This window comes from uncultured Bradyrhizobium sp., from assembly GCF_947648125.1.
Classification (GTDB): Bacteria; Pseudomonadota; Alphaproteobacteria; order Rhizobiales; family Xanthobacteraceae; genus Bradyrhizobium.
In genome coordinates this window covers 104,511-118,919 of the sequence record NZ_CANSMR010000012.1, presented here as the reverse complement: position 1 = coordinate 118,919, position 14,409 = coordinate 104,511, and the positions used below count along the sequence as shown (strand labels likewise).

Genomic DNA, 14,409 nt, shown 5'->3' with positions numbered 1-14,409 from the left:
TTGTGTTGCAATCGCCCCATTGATGACGTCGGTTCTCAACCGAATAGCTTTGAGCGGGTCATTGGTTAGAGCATATTTGCAATCAGCCCGCCGCTCTGAGGCTCTGCCCCGCGGTGGGTCAGGCCCGGCGCGTGCTTACGGAACGCGACCGGGCCGCTCCTTGTCTCCTCAAGCATTGGGATCGTTCGCATTGGGATAGAACAGCTGCTGGCCGTTGATCTTGTAGCCGGCGATCGCGTTCTGTCCTTCCGGTGAAATCAGAAAGTCGATGAAGCGCTGGCCGGCTTCCTTCTTCACCGTGGGATGCTTGACCGGATTTACCAGCATCACCCCGTACTGATTGAACAGCCGCTTGTCGCTTTCAACCAGGACCGCCAGGTCGCCGCGATTTTGGAACGCCAGCCATGTGCCGCGGTCGGACAGCACATAGGCATTTGACGCCGAGGCCATGTTCAGCGACGCGCCCATGCCCTGGCCGATTTCCTTGTACCACGAGCCGCGGTCGTTCACGATGTCGATGCCGGCCTCCTTCCAAAGCTTCAGTTCGGCAATATGGGTGCCGGAATGATCGCCGCGGGAGACGAACGGCGCGGCTCTGGTCTTGATGGTCTGCAGCGCCGTGAGGACATCCTTGCCCTTGATGCCCGCCGGATCGTCCTTCGGACCGATGACGACGAAGTCGTTATACATCACGGGATAGCGCTTCACGCCAAATCCCTCCGCAAGGAACTTCTCCTCCGCTGATTTGGCGTGAACGAACACCACGTCGGCATCGCCGCGACGTGCGGTGTCGAGCGCCTGACCCGTGCCTTGTGCCAGCACCTTCACCTCAACCCCCGTCTTCTGCTTGACGATCGGGAGTAGGTAGCCGAACAGCCCGGAGTCCTGAGTGGAGGTCGTCGACGCCACGACAATTGACTGATCTTCTGCCCAACCCGATTGGGTGAAGGTCTGCGCGCCCAGCACGGCAAGCGCGATGATTGCGAGGATGCGAAGTGAGCCGAACCAGTGGTTCATGTGAGCGATCTCCCTTTGAACAACAATATTGTTTGGCGCTTCAGCGACTGGTCAGGATGCGTCCGATCAAAAAGCTCAACGCGCTCACGGTCATCGAGAGGATTACGAGGATGATGCCGAGCGCAAGCGCGAGGCTTAACTCCCCCTTGCTCGTCTCCAATGCGATGGCAGTGGTCATGGTGCGCGTATAGCCGCGCACATTGCCGCCGACGATGATGATTGCGCCGACCTCGGCGATCGCCCGGCCGAACGCAGCGAGAAACGCGGTTAATAGCCCGTCGCGTCCGATAGCCATCAGCGGCCAGGTGGCACGCAAGCGCGAGGCGCCGTCGACGAGGAGGGCATCGCCGTAGCGAGCCCAGACATCCACCATCATCCGGTGCACCAGCGCAATGATGATGGGAATGCCGAGAATGGCCTGCGCGATCACCATGGCGGTTGGCGTGAACAGAATCCCGAGCGCCCCCAATGGCCCCGATCGGGATAGGAGGAGGTAAACAGCAAGCCCCACCACGACCGGCGGCAACCCCAGGAGCGCATTGACGGCAACGATCAACGCAACTCTGCCCCGGATCCGGTAGATGGCCAGCGCCGTGCCCATCGGCGCCCCGATCGCGAAGGCAAAGAGGCTCGCCGTCAGGCTGACGCCGAGCGACAGGCCGACGATCTGGCGTAGCTCCGGATCAAAACGGCCGATAAGGCTGACGGCCATATCCAGCGCTTGGGTAAAGTCATTCATGGTCTCTTACTAAGCCAGACCTCGGCAAATAAGCAAAATTATCGAGGTCTTGAGACCCGCCCCACTTACCGCTACCAGTGCAATCCGGAAGCAATGCCAGGCGCATTGGAGAAAGGACGTTTCTCATGGCAAACACGACGGCGGAGCTTGAAGCGCTCCTGATGCAGCGGTCGCTGACCGATCCGCAGCTCCTGGCGACGGCGGAGGCGGCGTCGAACTTCCGGATCCTGCCGGATGCCGCGGTGATCAAGATCGGCGGCCAGAGCGTCATCGACCGCGGCCGCGCCGCCGTCTATCCGCTGGTCGACGAGATCGTCGCCGCCCGCAAGGTGCACAAGATGCTGATCGGGACCGGCGCGGGCACCCGCGCCCGGCATCTCTACTCGATCGCGGCCGGGCTTCGGCTGCCGGCCGGCGTGCTCTCGCAGCTCGGCGCCTCGGTTGCCGATCAGAATGCGGTGATGCTGGGCCAGCTGCTCGCCAAGCACGGCATCTCCGCGGTCAGCGGCGCCGGGCTTTCGGCCGTGCCGCTCTATCTCGCCGAGGTGAACGCGGTGATCTTCAGCGGCATGCCACCTTACGGGCTGTGGATGCGGCCCGCAGCCGAGGGCATGATCCCGCCTTACCGCACCGATGCCGGATGTTTCCTGGTCGCCGAACAATTCGGCTGCAAGTCGATGATCTATGTGAAGGACGAAAACGGCCTCTACACCGCGAACCCCAAGACCTCGAAGGGCGCCACCTTCATTCCGAAGATCTCGGTCGCCGAGATGAAGGCGAAGGGATTGCAGGATTCGATCCTCGAATTCCCGGTGCTCGATCTGCTCGCCACCGCGCGCCATGTCCGCCAGGTGCAGGTCGTCAATGGCCTCGTCCCCGGCAATCTCACCCGCGCGCTCGCGGGCGAGCATGTCGGCACCATCATCACCGCGAACTGAGCAGAGACACGACCATGGATGACACCATCAAGCACGTCGCTTCGCCGCTCGCGCGCCAGACCCTGCTCGACAGCGATCTCACCCGTCCCGTCGCCGGCGGACGCCCGATCCCGCTGCTGCCCTGGGTGCAGGTGGTGAAGATCGGCGGCCGCTCCATCATGGATCGCGGCCATGAAGCGATCCTGCCGATCGTCGACGAGCTGCGCTCCTTGCTGCCCGAGCACCGCATGCTGATCCTGACCGGCGCCGGCATCCGCGCCCGCCATCTCTACAGCGTCGGCCTCGACCTCGGACTGCCGGTCGGCTCGCTCGCGCCGCTTGCCGCGAGCGAGGCCGGCCAGAATGGCCACATCCTCGGCTGCCTGCTCGCACCGGAGGGCGTGTCCTATATCGAGCATCCGACCATCGCGAGCCAGCTCGCGATCCATCTCTCTGCGGCCCGCGCGGTGGTCGGCAGCGCCTTCCCGCCGTATCACCATCATGAATTCCCGGTCTCGCGCATCCCGCTGCACCGCGCCGACACCGGTGCGTTCCTGATCGCCGATGCGCTCGGCGCTGCCGGCCTCACCATCGTCGAGGACGTCGACGGCGTGTACAGCGACGATCCGAATGGTCCCAACGGCAAGAAGGCCCAGCTGCTGCGCGAGACGAGCTTCGCCGATCTTGCCAAGCTGAAAGGGACGCTGCCGTTCGATCCTGCGCTGCTCGAGGTGATGGCCAATGCGCGCCATATCGAACGCGTGCAGCTCGTGAACGGCCTGGTTCCCGGCCGGCTCACCGCGGCGCTGCGCGGCCAGCATGTCGGCTCGATCATCCGCACCGGCGCGCGGCCGGCGTAGAACGCGGTAAAGTCACGCTGAGTGGCAGTTGCTAAGGCGGTGTGCTCCCTCTCCCGCTTGCGGGGGAGGGGTGGGGTGGGGGCTCTCTCCACGAGTCACATCGTGGAGAGAGCCCCCACCCGTATTGCATCTTCGATGCAATACGACCTAAGAGCGAGCTTCGCTCGTCTCGACCCCGCAAGCGGGAGAGGTGGAACCAACCGCGATGCGCCAGCGATTACTTGATCGTGGCGTGCACGGTGATGACCGAGGTGCCGGAGGCCTTCGGTCCCTGACCTGTCGCCTTGATCGCGAACGTGTCGCTGCCCTTGTATTTGGCCTTCGCCCTGTATTCGAAGGTCGATGCGTTGATCTTCTTCAATTTGCCATAGGCCGGTTTCTGCGAGATCGACGAGTCCGTCACCGTGCCGCGGATCCCGATCGGGATCTGGCAGCTTTCGCCTGCTGCGAGGTCGATGTCGCCGGTCGAATTCTCGCCCCAATCCGCCAATGTCACCGACATCGAGCATTCCGGCACGGCCTGCGCCGAAGACGCCGGCGTGACACTTGATGTCGCGAGGATGAGCGCCAGGGCGGCGGCTCCCGACAATGGCGTCGTAACGATGCTCGTTCTCATGCAAGGCCCACTGCTGAAGGTTTTCGGCGAGGGAATCCTGCAACGCCGGAGCAGGGGTGGCAAGGACTTCGGCTCAGATGTGTTGCACGGATTGAAATGGCTCGGGCGCTTGTTGCGTCGTTGCAGCGCCCCCATAGTCATCGCTCTGCGATGTGATCAGAACACAATCGTTCGCGAGATGAGAAAGGGTTCCAATGGCTGAAAGCAACAACGGTCAGGCCAACGCTCAGCAAGCCGGCTTTGCCGGTGTCACGCGCAAGACCCTCGAGCGACTTGCGCTGCCCGGCGATCAGCGCGAGCTCGTCGTTGCCGAGGTGACTTATCCGCCGGGCGGGGTTGCTCCGCTGCACCGGCATCCGGTCGGCGGCGTGATCTTCATCGTCGAGGGGGTTGCCGAGTCCGCCTATGGCGACGAGGCACCGCAACAATATCGGGCAGGTGAGACCTTGCAGGACCGGGCCGATGTTCCGCACACACTGTTTCGCAATTGCGATCCGGAACGGCCGCTGCGATTTTTGACGATCTATGCGCTCGAACCCGGGCGCGCCTACACGATGGAGCCGTGAGGTCTGGGTGTTTCCGTCAGGTATTCAGATCATCATGAGCTTGATCTGGCCGCCTTCAATGGTCCCCGCCGCAAGGGCATCGCGAGCTCTCTTTTCGATGGCCGGCCAATTCGCGAGCAGATATTTGTGCGCCTGCATCTTCGTTGGGAATGTGGTTTGCAGGGTGCAGTCCTGCCGTGCGTTTCCGTTCGCAATCTGAAAAGACACCGCTTGGGGTCCCTCATTGATCTCTTGTTCGGTGGGCTTGGGAAGCTTGCGCATGCTGCTCCTTCACGAAGATTCTCGCGCTCGTCGCGAATGGAATTCGGTCGTATCCCGGGGCGGGCGATCCGGTCGGTCGGCGCGCGCGGCTAGTCGACGTCGGCGGCCCCAGCCGCGGTCGTCTTGACTTTTGCCGGGCGCCGCTTCGACGCTTGGTCCGGGCTCGGCGTGTTACGCACGGCCTCGGTCAGCATCTCGCGCAATTCGGCCTTGGTCTTGGGGGCTTCTCGCTTGGTCGGTTTCTGCCAGTTGGTCATCCACGTCATATAGGGATGCCCGAGGCAAAATACTACCGCTCTCTCAAGCTTTCGGGCTTACGCCGGCCACCGGTGGCGGAACGGCCAAAAGGAAGCAAACTGATTCCACCAGGAGCTCATGTGCACGGTCGACGATGTCGTCCAATGATCGCGTCTTCGCGAACATGGCCTGGGCTTCAGCGAGCAACTGCTCGCGCGTCGGCATGCTGGGCAGATGCAAGTCGGCACGATGCTGCAACAGAAAAAGCGCCTCCCGCACCGACAATCCGGTTTCATGGACCGAGGATTTGATCGCCTGTGCGATGTATTCGGGATTGAAACGGCCGGCGAGCTGTTCGGCCGTCCGCTTGATCACACGCGATCCCAGACGCTGCTCGTTGCGGAGAACCTGCGCGGGCGGCGCCTTCAGATCCCAGACGATACCGAACCAGGACAAGGCCACCAGAACATAATAGGTCGCATCGATCTCCCACCAGCGGAAGCCTTGCCGCGCACTGCTTTGATAGGCGTGGTGATTGTTGTGCCAACCCTCACCCATCGTAACCAGCGCCAGCAGCCAATTGTTGCGGGAGTCGTCGCCCGTCACATACCGCTTGCGTCCGTGAACATGTGCGAGGGAGTTGATGCAAAACGTTGCGTGATAGAGCAGCACGGTGCTCCAGAAGAAACCGGCCAGGAGCCCCGGCCACCCGGCAACGAGGAAGCACAGAGCTGCGACCACGACGGCCGGCAAAACCTCAAATTTGTGCAGCCACATCAACTCCGGATACGCGGCAAAATCCGCAACCTTCGTCAGATCGGTCGCATCGTGCTGTCGATAGAAGATCCAGCCGAGATGACTGTACACGAAGCCTTTGTGCCGGGGTGAATGCACATCCTGCTCGGTATCAGAATGAAGATGGTGATGTCGATGTTTCGCAGCCCACCACAGGACGCTTTTCTGGGCGCTGCTTTGGGCCAGGAACGCAAGGATGAATTGAAACGCCCGCCTGGTCGAATAGGCTCGATGCGAGAAGTAGCGATGATACCCGGCCGTGATCGCAAACATGCGCAGCCAATACAGCGCGACGCAAATTGCAATCGCCGGCCATGAGACGCCCGACCAGATCGCCGCAAGACACCCCACATGGACCAGCACGAACGGGAGGACCTGCGGGTACATGATGTCGTCGTGCTGCGGAGCCGTATCGATATTGGTGGACACGCTCGCGACCTCAGCTGCTTCGATGCGCAGGCAGCTTCGCCGGCAGACGGTTCAAGTCCTGGTCCTGGCGGGCCTTGCGCGCGGTGTTGATAAAGAGAACCCCGCGGCCGGGTGACCAGTCGCGGGGTCGCGTAACCAGAGGCTTTGCCAGTTCATCCGTGGTCAAAGCAGCATGGCGAATTGCCGCAGCTTACACCGCGCGCAGATTGTCCGCAGCAGATTTGCCGGTCCGGCGGTCTGCAACGATTTCAAAAGACACCTTCTGTCCCTCGTTGAGAGTGCTCATGCCGGCGCGTTCGACTGCGCTGATATGAACGAAAACGTCCTGGCCGCCGTCGTCCGGCTGAATGAAGCCGAAACCCTTCTGACCGTTAAACCACTTCACAGTTCCCATGCTCATGGAACATCGTCCTTTAGTATAGATGCGTGTTTGGAGCCGCACCCGAGGGCGCAGCAGGCTAATTCGAAGTTCAGGGGGTGAGGGTCGTCAGTCAGGCACGCTATCAGCGGCGAGGCCAAGTCGTTCGGCCGAAACTCGATCCGAGGTAAGTAACTACAGTTCGATCGTTCCGCAAGGGGCCTTGCCACCCTTTCTGACCTCGACCGCGACGTCCCCTGAGGCAACAGCATCGTGCGGGTTGGGGCCACGCGGCCTACTTCGCCGTCAGGCCGTCGACCATCGCGCGCGTCAGGGTCGAGATCTCGCTGCGCAGCGCGCCGATCGGCACCGCGATCAGCTTGTGCTCCAGCCCGAGCGCGACCATGCCATGCACGGCGGAGAACAGGCTGCGCGCGGTGACGCCGAGCTGCGCCGGCGAACGCTGCGGAAACAACGCGGCGAGCGGCTTGTAGATGTGGCGGAACAGTTCCATCTGCTCGCTGATCGCCCATTCCGGCACCGGCTTGCCGGGCTGCATGCGATGTTCGAACAGCGCGCGCCACAATTCGAGATTGTCGGCGGCGAAGTCGCAATAGGCGACGGCGATCCGCACCAGCATCTCGCGCGGCGCCGCCGCGCCGCCGATCTCGGCCAGCGACAGCGAGGCATCGAGCCGGGCCAGCGTGCGGGAGCCGACACGCAGGATCAGCTCGTCGACATCCTCGACCAGATTGTAGACGCCGCCATTGGCGACCCCGATTTCCTGGGCCAGTTCGCGCGTTTTCAGGCCGCCGAGACCCTTTGCCGCAATTGCCCGTTCCGCCGCCTCGATCAGCGCTTCGCGCAGTTTCGCTCGTCGTTCCAATGCTTTGGACATGTTTCACCCGTCGTTAACCCCATGCTTGAGCGGTGCTCAAATAATTCTTGAGCAATGCTCATTATGTGGTACAAGAGATTTATGAGCGATGCTCATAACAGGGAGTGGCCAAATGTTCAAAACTGTTTTGACGATTTTCCGCGGCAGCGTGGCGGCAGCCGAGGAGGAACTGCAAGATCGGACCGCGCTGGTCGTGCTCGACCAGCAGATGCGCGATGCCGCCGCCGCGGTCGACCGCTCGAAACGGACCCTGGCGCTCGCCATTGCCGGCGACCAGCAGGAGGGCCGGCGGCTCGAGGCGACCAATGCCCGGATCGCCGATCTCGAGGTGCGGGCGTCGGCGGTGCTCGAGGGCGGCCGGGACGACCTCGCCCGCGAAGCCGCCCAGGCGATCGCCAATCTCGAAGCCGAACGCGACGCCGCAATGACCGCGCGCACGCTGTTCGCCACCGAGATCACCCGGCTGAAGCGCCATGTCGGCAACGCCGAGGCGCGCATTGCCGAGCTCGATCGCGGCCGTCGCCTCGCCCGCGCCTCGGAAGCGGTGCGTTCGCTGCGCCGAAGCAGCATCGAGGCGGCGCGGCCCTACGAGTCGACGCTGCCGGAAGCGGAAGCGACGCTGAAGCGGCTGCGCGAGCGGCAGATGGAGATCCAGGCGGCCGATGACGCGCTGTTCGAGATCGACACCGCCTCGGGCCCATCAGCCACCGCCGAGAAGCTCGCCGAGCAGGGCTTTGGCCCGCGGATGAAATCGACGGCCGACGACGTGCTGGCGCGCTTGAGAGCCAAGCGCCCGCCTGCCGCCTGAGAACTCAAGCCTGAAACGTCGAGCCTGAAACCAAGCCAACTTCAAATCACCTATCATCAAGGAGACGACCATGAACCAGACCATCCAACCCCACAGCGGCAGCTGGATCACCTTCACCTACGCGTCCTTCGCAGCCTCCGCCTTCCTCGTCGCCGTCGGCGTGTTCTTCCTGCCGATCGACCTCTGGATGAAGGGCTATCTGACGATGGGCATTGTGATGCTGGTCCAGACCTGCATCACGCTGACCAAGACGGTGCGCGACAATTACGAGAGCGGCAAGTTCGTGAACCGCATCGAGGACGCCAAGGCCGAGCGCCTGCTGATGGAAGTGTCCAAGGCGGGGTGAGCCGAAGAAAGACGAAGCGGCGGGGCTTTTTACCCGCCGCTCTGAATAACGGCCAATGCCCAAAGCTCTCCACGTCATTGCGAGGAGCGTAGCGACGAAGCAATCCATTGCACCGCATATGCGGACGGATGGATTGCTTCGCTTCGCTCGCAATGACGGTGTGGATAGGCCGCCGACCGCTTAGCACCAACTTGTTCCGTTTCCGGAAGGCCTTGTTTACCCTGCGGCAAACAGCGCCAGGTTGCACTCATGGCTCTTTAACAGGCGAGAGTGCAGAGATCGCGCCCGAGGGACAGAGAAATGGCGTCCACGGACAATCGCACCCCCGCTTCGCGCGGCAGCAGGAGCCTTACGAAGGCGCGCGCGGCCTTTGACGGCCTCCGCAGCCATGGCGGTTTCTGGCTGAAGGCGCTGTCGCAGCCGACCATCGATCTCACCTTGCGCACCCAGGCCGGCCAGCGCACCCGCATCGTCGAATCGCCCGGCCTGTCGCTGCCGAAAGCCGAGCTCGACGCGCTGGTCGGGCAGCTGCGCATCGTCGCCGCCAAGACGCTGCCCGAGGAGAGCCTGACTTACGGCATCTTCTCCGGCGAGCCGGAGCGGCTGTCGCGCGCCATCATCACGCTGATCTCCGAGGAAGACAGTGGACGGCCGATCGCGTTCAACGCGCTGTCGGTGATGGACGTGACGCTCGACGGCGAGCCCACGGAAGTCACCCATCTCGGCCTCGTGATGGTCGATCCCGATGTGCGCGGGCAGGGGCTGTCCTGGGTGCTTTACGGCCTGACCGCGCTGGTGCTGTTCGCGCGCGACGGGCTGCGGCCGAAATGGATCTCCAACGTCACCCAGGTGCCGGCGGTGGTCGGCATGGTCAGCGACACCTTCTCGGACGTATTCCCGTCGCCGCTGCCGGGGGCGCGGCAGAGCTTTGCGCATCTGCAACTCGCGCGCGGCATCATGGCGCGGCATCGCGCGGTGTTCGGTGTCGGCGAGGAGGCCGGTTTCGACGAGGCGCGCTCGGTCATCACCAATGCCTATACCGGCGGCTCGGATGCGCTGAAGAAGACTTTTGAGATCGCGCCGAAGCATCGCGATGCCGTCTACAACGAATTTTGCGAGCGCGAGCTGGATTACGGCCGCGGCGACGACGTCCTGCAGATCGGCCGCGTCGATCTTGCCGGTGCGCGCCGCTATCTCATGAGCGAGGTGCCCTCGGGCTCGCTGCCGGCGCTGCTCGCGGCGTCGGCGATGCTGGCGCTGCAGCGGCTGGTGCTGCCGGTGGTCTACTGGATGGACGACACCCGCGCCTTCGGCACGTTGCGGCCGCGCAGGCAGGAGAGCGGGGCCGCGCGATGAATTTCGATTACTACTCCTTCACCGGCCGCAACATCGGCTTCATCGACGAGCATGAGCAGCAGCTGCTGCGCCGGGCGCGGGTGTTCGTCTGCGGCGTCGGCGGCATGGGCGGCGCGGCCTTCATGGCGCTGGCGCGCGCCGGCGTCGGCAAGTTCGTGATCGCCGACATCGATCGCTTCGAGGTCTCCAACCTCAATCGCCAGGTGTTCGCCTTTGCCGACGAGGTCGGCCGCGAGAAGGCGGCGGTCGCGGCCGAAGCCGCCAGACGCATCAACCCGACCATCGAGGTCGAGGTGCTCGGCGAGAACTGGACCAGTGAGCTCGCCGGCATTGCCGAACGCTGCCCGGTCATCGTCAACGGCATGGACGATATCGCCGCCGGCGTGCATCTGTACCGGACCGCCAAGCGCGCCGACGCAACCGTGATCGATGCCTATATGTCGCCGTTGCCATCGGTGATCGTGGTGCGCCCGCATGATCCGCGGCCCGAGGAGCGCCTCGGCTTTCCGACGCTGGCCAAGGACTGGACCGAGATCACCGAGGACGACCGCCGCGCCGCGATGCGTGCCGAGATCGAGCACGTCATGCTGCACTCCTCCTCGCGCAACTATGTCGACCTCGCGATCGCCGGCGAGGTCGCGGCCGGCCGCCGCAGCCGGATGTCGTTCGCGCCGATGGTGATCTCGACCGGCATGCTGATGGCCTATGAGGCGGTCGCGCTGATCCTCGGCCGCACCTCGGGCACCGATTGCCGCGGCTGGTTCCTCAACCCGCACCGGCCGGCGATCGAGAAGCCGCGCAATGCGCTGGTCGCCGCCCTGATGCGCCCGCTAGTGCGGCGGGCGATCGATCAATTGACGGGCGTCGCATGACCTCGGGGGTGATCGCCGATTCCATCGTCAATCTCTGCGGCGCCATCGGCGTTGCGGTGGCGATGATGACGTTCTACCGGCGCGATCCGAGGAGCCCATTGACGCGCCGCCTGCTGCTCGCGCTCGGCGTGATCGCAACCCTGTTCCTCGATCGCGGCCTGGCGTGGTGGAGCGGAAGCTGGCTGCTCGACCGTCTCTCGGTGATCCCGGCTTCGCTGATTCCGCTCGGCGCGCTGATCGTCACCGAAGGCATCCTGCGTCGCCACGCGCCGCGCGCGGTCAAGATCGCAGCGCTCGCGGGCGGCGTTCTGCTGGGCCTCGGCGGTACGTTCGGGCTGCAGCGCTTCGTGATGCCCTACGCGATCACGCTGGCGCTGTTCCAGCTCGTTGGCTTTGCCACCTGCGCGCTGCTGCTGGCAACGCGCGACCGCGCCTCGCTGATGGCCTCGGAAAACCGCAGCATCGGCCGCATGGCGGTCGGGGCGCTGGTCGTGATCCCGTTCATCCTGACCGATTTCCGCACGCTGTTTCCCGACATTCCGGTCCGGCTCGGCGCGCTAGGGGCGCTGCTCACGGTGACCGTGATGCTGATCGCCGGCGGCGGCGCCGAGACGCGGCGGCATGGGCTTGCGATGATGGCACTGCGGCTGATCTCGTCGGGCCTGCTCGGGCTCGCCGCCGCCTTCATGGCGCCTGACGTCGACGCCGCGCAGATGATCCGGTTCGTCGCGGTGGCGATCGCCGGCGTGCTGACCATCGGGCTGATGACGGACGCGCTGCGGGCGCTGTTCGAATCGCAGGAGCCGGGCGTGCTCAACTCGGTTGCGGCGTCGCCGGCGCAGACCCGGGAGCAGTTGATCGCCGAGCTCGCGCGGCATCCGATCTTCGAGAGCGCGCGGCGTTTCCGCGAAGACGAGCTCGGACCCTACGATCCGCCGCTGCTCCGCGACTTCCTGTCGACGAGGCGCGTGCTGCGCCGCTCCGAGGCACCGTGGGGACTGGCGCCGACCGACCCTGCCGCCGAGCGCATGGCCTCGCTGATGACTGCCAACAACGCCTCCCATGTCATCGTGCTCGCGCATGATCCGCTCGACCTGATCGTGCTCGCCGTGCCGGTGACCGCGGCCGATCCCGCCACCGAAACCGCGCTGGCGTTGGTGCGGCGGCTCTTGGCGCTGACCCCGGAGGCCAAATGACGCTGGAGATCCGGGAGGGCGACCGCAGGGCGGCGTTTGATGCTGCGCTCAACGCCTATGGGCCCGACAGCCTCTACGTGCCGCCGCTGTGGAGCGATTTCGACCGGATGTTCGATTCCGCGAAGAATCCGTTCGTCACCGAAGGCCATGGCCGCTATGCGCTGTTCTCGGCGCATCGTGACGGCCGCCCGGTCGGCCGCATCGCGGCCTCGATCCACGATGCCTCCAACCGCAAGCACGGCACCCGTCACGGTGCATTCGGCTTCTTCGATTGTGTCGACGAGCCTGATGTCGCCGATCTGTTGTTGCGCACTGCCGAGCAGTGGCTGGCCGCGCGCGGCATGACCCGCATCGCCGGCAATTTCAATCTCACGGCGATGCAGCAGATCGGCGTCATGACCGACGGGTTCGACCATGCGCCGTTCACCGACATGATGTGGTCGCCGCCGCATATCGCGCAACACCTCGAACGCGCCGGCTATGCGGCGACCTTCCCGATGACGACGTTCGAGATCGCGCTCGACGGCGGCAAGCCGGAGCAGCTGCTCGGCGACAAGCAGCGCGCGGTGCTGGCCGATTCGGATTTCGTCTGGCAGCCGATCAAGCGCTCCGCCTTCAAGATGCGGCTGGAGGATGCGCGCCTGATCCTGAACGACGGCTTTGCCGACAACCCGATGTTCGTGCCGCCGACCGCGGCCGAATATCTATTCCAGGCCGGCGACATGATGTGGATCATCGACAAGCGGATTTCGACCGTGGTCTATCACCGCGGTCGACCCGCCGGCGCGATCATCGCTATCCCGGACCTCAATCCATTGATCAAGGCGATCGGCGGCCGGATCGGGCTTACCGCGCCGTTCAAATTCGTGCATCACCGCATGCTGAACACCCGCGCCGTGCTGATCTATCAGTCGGTCTGTCGCGACCTGCACAATCGCGGCCTCAACGGCGCGATGCTCTACCGCACCGCGCTGGCGTTGCAGGAGGCCGGCTACCGCACGCTCGGCGGCACCTGGATCGCCGACATCAACGCGCCGTCGCTGCGCCAGGTCGAGAAGGCCGGCGCCACGCCGCTGCACCGGCTGCATCTGTTCACCAAGCGGCTGGCCGCAGCATGAGCGAGCTGACGCCGGATTTGCTGCGCGAGCTGGTCGCGGAGGCGCGGCTGGCGCCGAGCGTCCACAACATCCAGCCGACGCGCTGGCGCCTGCTCGGCGACGGGCGGCTGGCGCTGGTCGATGCGAACTGGGTCCGCGCGCCGGTCGCGGACCCCGCCGGACACGACGTGCTTGTGTCGCACGGCGCATCGCTCGAGGGCATGAGCCTCGCCCTCAACCGCCGCGGCCTCGCGATCACGGCGATGACGACGATCGAGCAGCCGCTGTCACCGCAATTTGCCGCGCTTTGCAGCTTTGCGATCAGGCAGGGTGTCGCGCCCGATCCGTTGGCCGACAACGTGGCCCACCGGATGTCGTGGCGTGGCAAGTTCGCAGCACCGCCGGATGATGCCGCGCCGCTGGTGCAGCTTGCCGTCGCGCGCGACGATCTGATCTGCATCGGGGATCGCCGGGCAATTGCCGATATCGCCGGCTGGGCCGACCAGGCCGAGTTCTCCTTTGTCCACGGCGACGACTATCGGGCCGAGCTGCTCGAATGGATGCGGCTGTCGCCCGATCATCCGCATTACCTGCTCGACGGTCTCAATCGCGATGCGCTCGCCATGAATGCGGTCGAGGCCACCGCCGCGCGCTACGTGCTCGGCAGCCTGTTCAAGCCGCTGGATCGTCTCGGCATCGCCGCATCGCTGCTGTCAGACAGCGCCAAGACCGCCTCGGCCGCGGCGATCGTGCTGTTCTGTCGTCCGGTCGGTGAGGACCCACTCACGACGGGACGGCATTTCTACCGCAGCTGGCTCGAGATCGATCGCGCCGGGCTCGCGGCGTGCCCGATTTCGGCGCTGGCCGATCACCCTGATTTCAACGACCGGTTGCGCAAGCTCGGCAAGATCGGCACCGATCTGCGCCTCGTCAACGTGTTCCGCGTCGGCTGGCCCGCAAAACCGTTGAAACCGCGGCATTTCCGGCTGCCGGTCGATCGGCTCATCGTGTAGATTCTTGTATTGACGTGTTTTCTTTACG

General features: G+C 64.5%; 18 protein-coding genes. 10 read left to right on the top strand and 8 right to left on the bottom strand.

The window, feature by feature from the left end:
- Positions 1 to 168: 168 nt before the first annotated feature.
- A complete protein-coding gene (locus Q0030_RS21845) occupies positions 169 to 1,017 on the bottom strand; it encodes a substrate-binding domain-containing protein (RefSeq protein WP_298371566.1) in 849 nt (282 codons plus the stop codon).
- Positions 1,018 to 1,057: 40 nt separating this feature from the next.
- Positions 1,058 to 1,756: an ABC transporter permease gene (locus Q0030_RS21840; RefSeq protein WP_298371564.1), complete on the bottom strand. Its 699-nt coding sequence runs from the start codon at positions 1,754 to 1,756 to the stop codon at positions 1,058 to 1,060.
- Positions 1,757 to 1,881: 125 nt separating this feature from the next.
- Here Q0030_RS21840 and Q0030_RS21835 point away from each other — a divergent pair, with 125 nt between their 5' ends.
- Positions 1,882 to 2,694 carry a uridine kinase gene (locus tag Q0030_RS21835; RefSeq protein ID WP_092123906.1) on the top strand — a complete coding sequence of 271 codons (813 nt, stop codon included), beginning with the start codon at positions 1,882 to 1,884 and terminating at the stop codon, positions 2,692 to 2,694.
- Between the two features lie 14 nt (positions 2,695 to 2,708).
- Positions 2,709 to 3,533: a molybdenum storage protein subunit alpha gene (locus Q0030_RS21830; protein WP_298371562.1), complete on the top strand. Its 825-nt coding sequence runs from the start codon at positions 2,709 to 2,711 to the stop codon at positions 3,531 to 3,533.
- 217 nt (positions 3,534 to 3,750) lie between these two features.
- Here Q0030_RS21830 and Q0030_RS21825 read toward each other — a convergent pair whose 3' ends face one another.
- Positions 3,751 to 4,149, bottom strand: a complete 399-nt coding sequence (locus Q0030_RS21825) for a hypothetical protein (protein WP_298371560.1) — start codon at positions 4,147 to 4,149, stop codon at positions 3,751 to 3,753.
- A 194-nt stretch (positions 4,150 to 4,343) separates the two neighbouring features.
- Here Q0030_RS21825 and Q0030_RS21820 point away from each other — a divergent pair, with 194 nt between their 5' ends.
- On the top strand, positions 4,344 to 4,715 hold the full coding sequence (locus Q0030_RS21820; RefSeq protein WP_298371559.1) for a cupin domain-containing protein: 372 nt from the start codon (positions 4,344 to 4,346) through the stop codon (positions 4,713 to 4,715).
- A gap of 24 nt (positions 4,716 to 4,739) precedes the next feature.
- Here the strand turns inward: Q0030_RS21820 and Q0030_RS21815 are convergent, their stop codons facing one another.
- From Q0030_RS21815 to Q0030_RS21795, 5 genes are all read right to left on the bottom strand, one after another.
- On the bottom strand, positions 4,740 to 4,976 hold the full coding sequence (locus tag Q0030_RS21815; RefSeq protein WP_298371557.1) for a hypothetical protein: 237 nt from the start codon (positions 4,974 to 4,976) through the stop codon (positions 4,740 to 4,742).
- An 89-nt stretch (positions 4,977 to 5,065) separates the two neighbouring features.
- Positions 5,066 to 5,242 carry a hypothetical protein gene (locus tag Q0030_RS21810; RefSeq protein ID WP_298371554.1) on the bottom strand — a complete coding sequence of 59 codons (177 nt, stop codon included), beginning with the start codon at positions 5,240 to 5,242 and terminating at the stop codon, positions 5,066 to 5,068.
- A gap of 34 nt (positions 5,243 to 5,276) precedes the next feature.
- On the bottom strand, positions 5,277 to 6,395 hold the full coding sequence (locus Q0030_RS21805; protein WP_298371705.1) for an acyl-CoA desaturase: 1,119 nt from the start codon (positions 6,393 to 6,395) through the stop codon (positions 5,277 to 5,279).
- A gap of 232 nt (positions 6,396 to 6,627) precedes the next feature.
- The gene (locus tag Q0030_RS21800; protein ID WP_298371552.1) at positions 6,628 to 6,837 is read right to left on the bottom strand and encodes a cold-shock protein; all 210 of its coding nucleotides are present in this window, start codon (positions 6,835 to 6,837) and stop codon (positions 6,628 to 6,630) included.
- A 253-nt stretch (positions 6,838 to 7,090) separates the two neighbouring features.
- Positions 7,091 to 7,693, bottom strand: a complete 603-nt coding sequence (locus Q0030_RS21795; protein ID WP_298371551.1) for a TetR-like C-terminal domain-containing protein — start codon at positions 7,691 to 7,693, stop codon at positions 7,091 to 7,093.
- A 112-nt stretch (positions 7,694 to 7,805) separates the two neighbouring features.
- On the opposite strand from Q0030_RS21795, the gene Q0030_RS21790 reads away from it, so the two are divergent.
- From Q0030_RS21790 to Q0030_RS21760, 7 genes are all read left to right on the top strand, one after another.
- Complete coding sequence (locus Q0030_RS21790; RefSeq protein ID WP_298371549.1) at positions 7,806 to 8,501, top strand: PspA/IM30 family protein; 696 nt, start codon at positions 7,806 to 7,808, stop codon at positions 8,499 to 8,501.
- 70 nt (positions 8,502 to 8,571) lie between these two features.
- Entirely contained in the window at positions 8,572 to 8,847 is a 276-nt protein-coding gene (locus tag Q0030_RS21785; protein ID WP_223966994.1) for a YiaA/YiaB family inner membrane protein, read from the top strand.
- A gap of 300 nt (positions 8,848 to 9,147) precedes the next feature.
- The gene (locus Q0030_RS21780) at positions 9,148 to 10,203 is read left to right on the top strand and encodes a hypothetical protein (protein WP_298371544.1); all 1,056 of its coding nucleotides are present in this window, start codon (positions 9,148 to 9,150) and stop codon (positions 10,201 to 10,203) included.
- Complete coding sequence (locus tag Q0030_RS21775) at positions 10,200 to 11,075, top strand: ThiF family adenylyltransferase (RefSeq protein WP_298371542.1); 876 nt, start codon at positions 10,200 to 10,202, stop codon at positions 11,073 to 11,075. Before Q0030_RS21780 ends, Q0030_RS21775 begins: the two co-directional genes overlap by 4 nt.
- Positions 11,072 to 12,271, top strand: a complete 1,200-nt coding sequence (locus Q0030_RS21770) for a hypothetical protein (RefSeq protein WP_298371541.1) — start codon at positions 11,072 to 11,074, stop codon at positions 12,269 to 12,271. The genes Q0030_RS21775 and Q0030_RS21770 overlap by 4 nt, the downstream gene beginning before the upstream one ends.
- Positions 12,268 to 13,389, top strand: a complete 1,122-nt coding sequence (locus Q0030_RS21765) for a GNAT family N-acetyltransferase (RefSeq protein ID WP_298371539.1) — start codon at positions 12,268 to 12,270, stop codon at positions 13,387 to 13,389. The genes Q0030_RS21770 and Q0030_RS21765 overlap by 4 nt, the downstream gene beginning before the upstream one ends.
- Positions 13,386 to 14,381 (top strand): hypothetical protein, encoded by a 996-nt coding sequence (locus Q0030_RS21760; protein WP_298371537.1) that lies wholly within the window; start codon positions 13,386 to 13,388, stop codon positions 14,379 to 14,381. Before Q0030_RS21765 ends, Q0030_RS21760 begins: the two co-directional genes overlap by 4 nt.
- The last annotated feature ends 28 nt before the right edge of the window (positions 14,382 to 14,409 follow it).

Excerpts from the sequence above, each read along its gene's own strand:
- Q0030_RS21845 (WP_298371566.1), bottom strand. The coding sequence starts at position 1,017 with ATGAACCACTGGTTCGGCTCACTTCGCATCCTCGCAATCATCGCGCTT.
- Q0030_RS21840 (WP_298371564.1), bottom strand. The coding sequence starts at position 1,756 with ATGAATGACTTTACCCAAGCGCTGGATATGGCCGTCAGCCTTATCGGC.
- Q0030_RS21835 (WP_092123906.1), top strand. The coding sequence starts at position 1,882 with ATGGCAAACACGACGGCGGAGCTTGAAGCGCTCCTGATGCAGCGGTCG.
- Q0030_RS21830 (WP_298371562.1), top strand. The coding sequence starts at position 2,709 with ATGGATGACACCATCAAGCACGTCGCTTCGCCGCTCGCGCGCCAGACC.
- Q0030_RS21825 (WP_298371560.1), bottom strand. The coding sequence starts at position 4,149 with ATGAGAACGAGCATCGTTACGACGCCATTGTCGGGAGCCGCCGCCCTG.
- Q0030_RS21820 (WP_298371559.1), top strand. The coding sequence starts at position 4,344 with ATGGCTGAAAGCAACAACGGTCAGGCCAACGCTCAGCAAGCCGGCTTT.
- Q0030_RS21815 (WP_298371557.1), bottom strand. The coding sequence starts at position 4,976 with ATGCGCAAGCTTCCCAAGCCCACCGAACAAGAGATCAATGAGGGACCC.
- Q0030_RS21810 (WP_298371554.1), bottom strand. The coding sequence starts at position 5,242 with ATGACGTGGATGACCAACTGGCAGAAACCGACCAAGCGAGAAGCCCCC.
- Q0030_RS21805 (WP_298371705.1), bottom strand. The coding sequence starts at position 6,395 with ATGTACCCGCAGGTCCTCCCGTTCGTGCTGGTCCATGTGGGGTGTCTT.
- Q0030_RS21800 (WP_298371552.1), bottom strand. The coding sequence starts at position 6,837 with ATGAGCATGGGAACTGTGAAGTGGTTTAACGGTCAGAAGGGTTTCGGC.
- Q0030_RS21795 (WP_298371551.1), bottom strand. The coding sequence starts at position 7,693 with ATGTCCAAAGCATTGGAACGACGAGCGAAACTGCGCGAAGCGCTGATC.
- Q0030_RS21790 (WP_298371549.1), top strand. The coding sequence starts at position 7,806 with ATGTTCAAAACTGTTTTGACGATTTTCCGCGGCAGCGTGGCGGCAGCC.
- Q0030_RS21785 (WP_223966994.1), top strand. The coding sequence starts at position 8,572 with ATGAACCAGACCATCCAACCCCACAGCGGCAGCTGGATCACCTTCACC.
- Q0030_RS21780 (WP_298371544.1), top strand. The coding sequence starts at position 9,148 with ATGGCGTCCACGGACAATCGCACCCCCGCTTCGCGCGGCAGCAGGAGC.
- Q0030_RS21775 (WP_298371542.1), top strand. The coding sequence starts at position 10,200 with ATGAATTTCGATTACTACTCCTTCACCGGCCGCAACATCGGCTTCATC.
- Q0030_RS21770 (WP_298371541.1), top strand. The coding sequence starts at position 11,072 with ATGACCTCGGGGGTGATCGCCGATTCCATCGTCAATCTCTGCGGCGCC.
- Q0030_RS21765 (WP_298371539.1), top strand. The coding sequence starts at position 12,268 with ATGACGCTGGAGATCCGGGAGGGCGACCGCAGGGCGGCGTTTGATGCT.
- Q0030_RS21760 (WP_298371537.1), top strand. The coding sequence starts at position 13,386 with ATGAGCGAGCTGACGCCGGATTTGCTGCGCGAGCTGGTCGCGGAGGCG.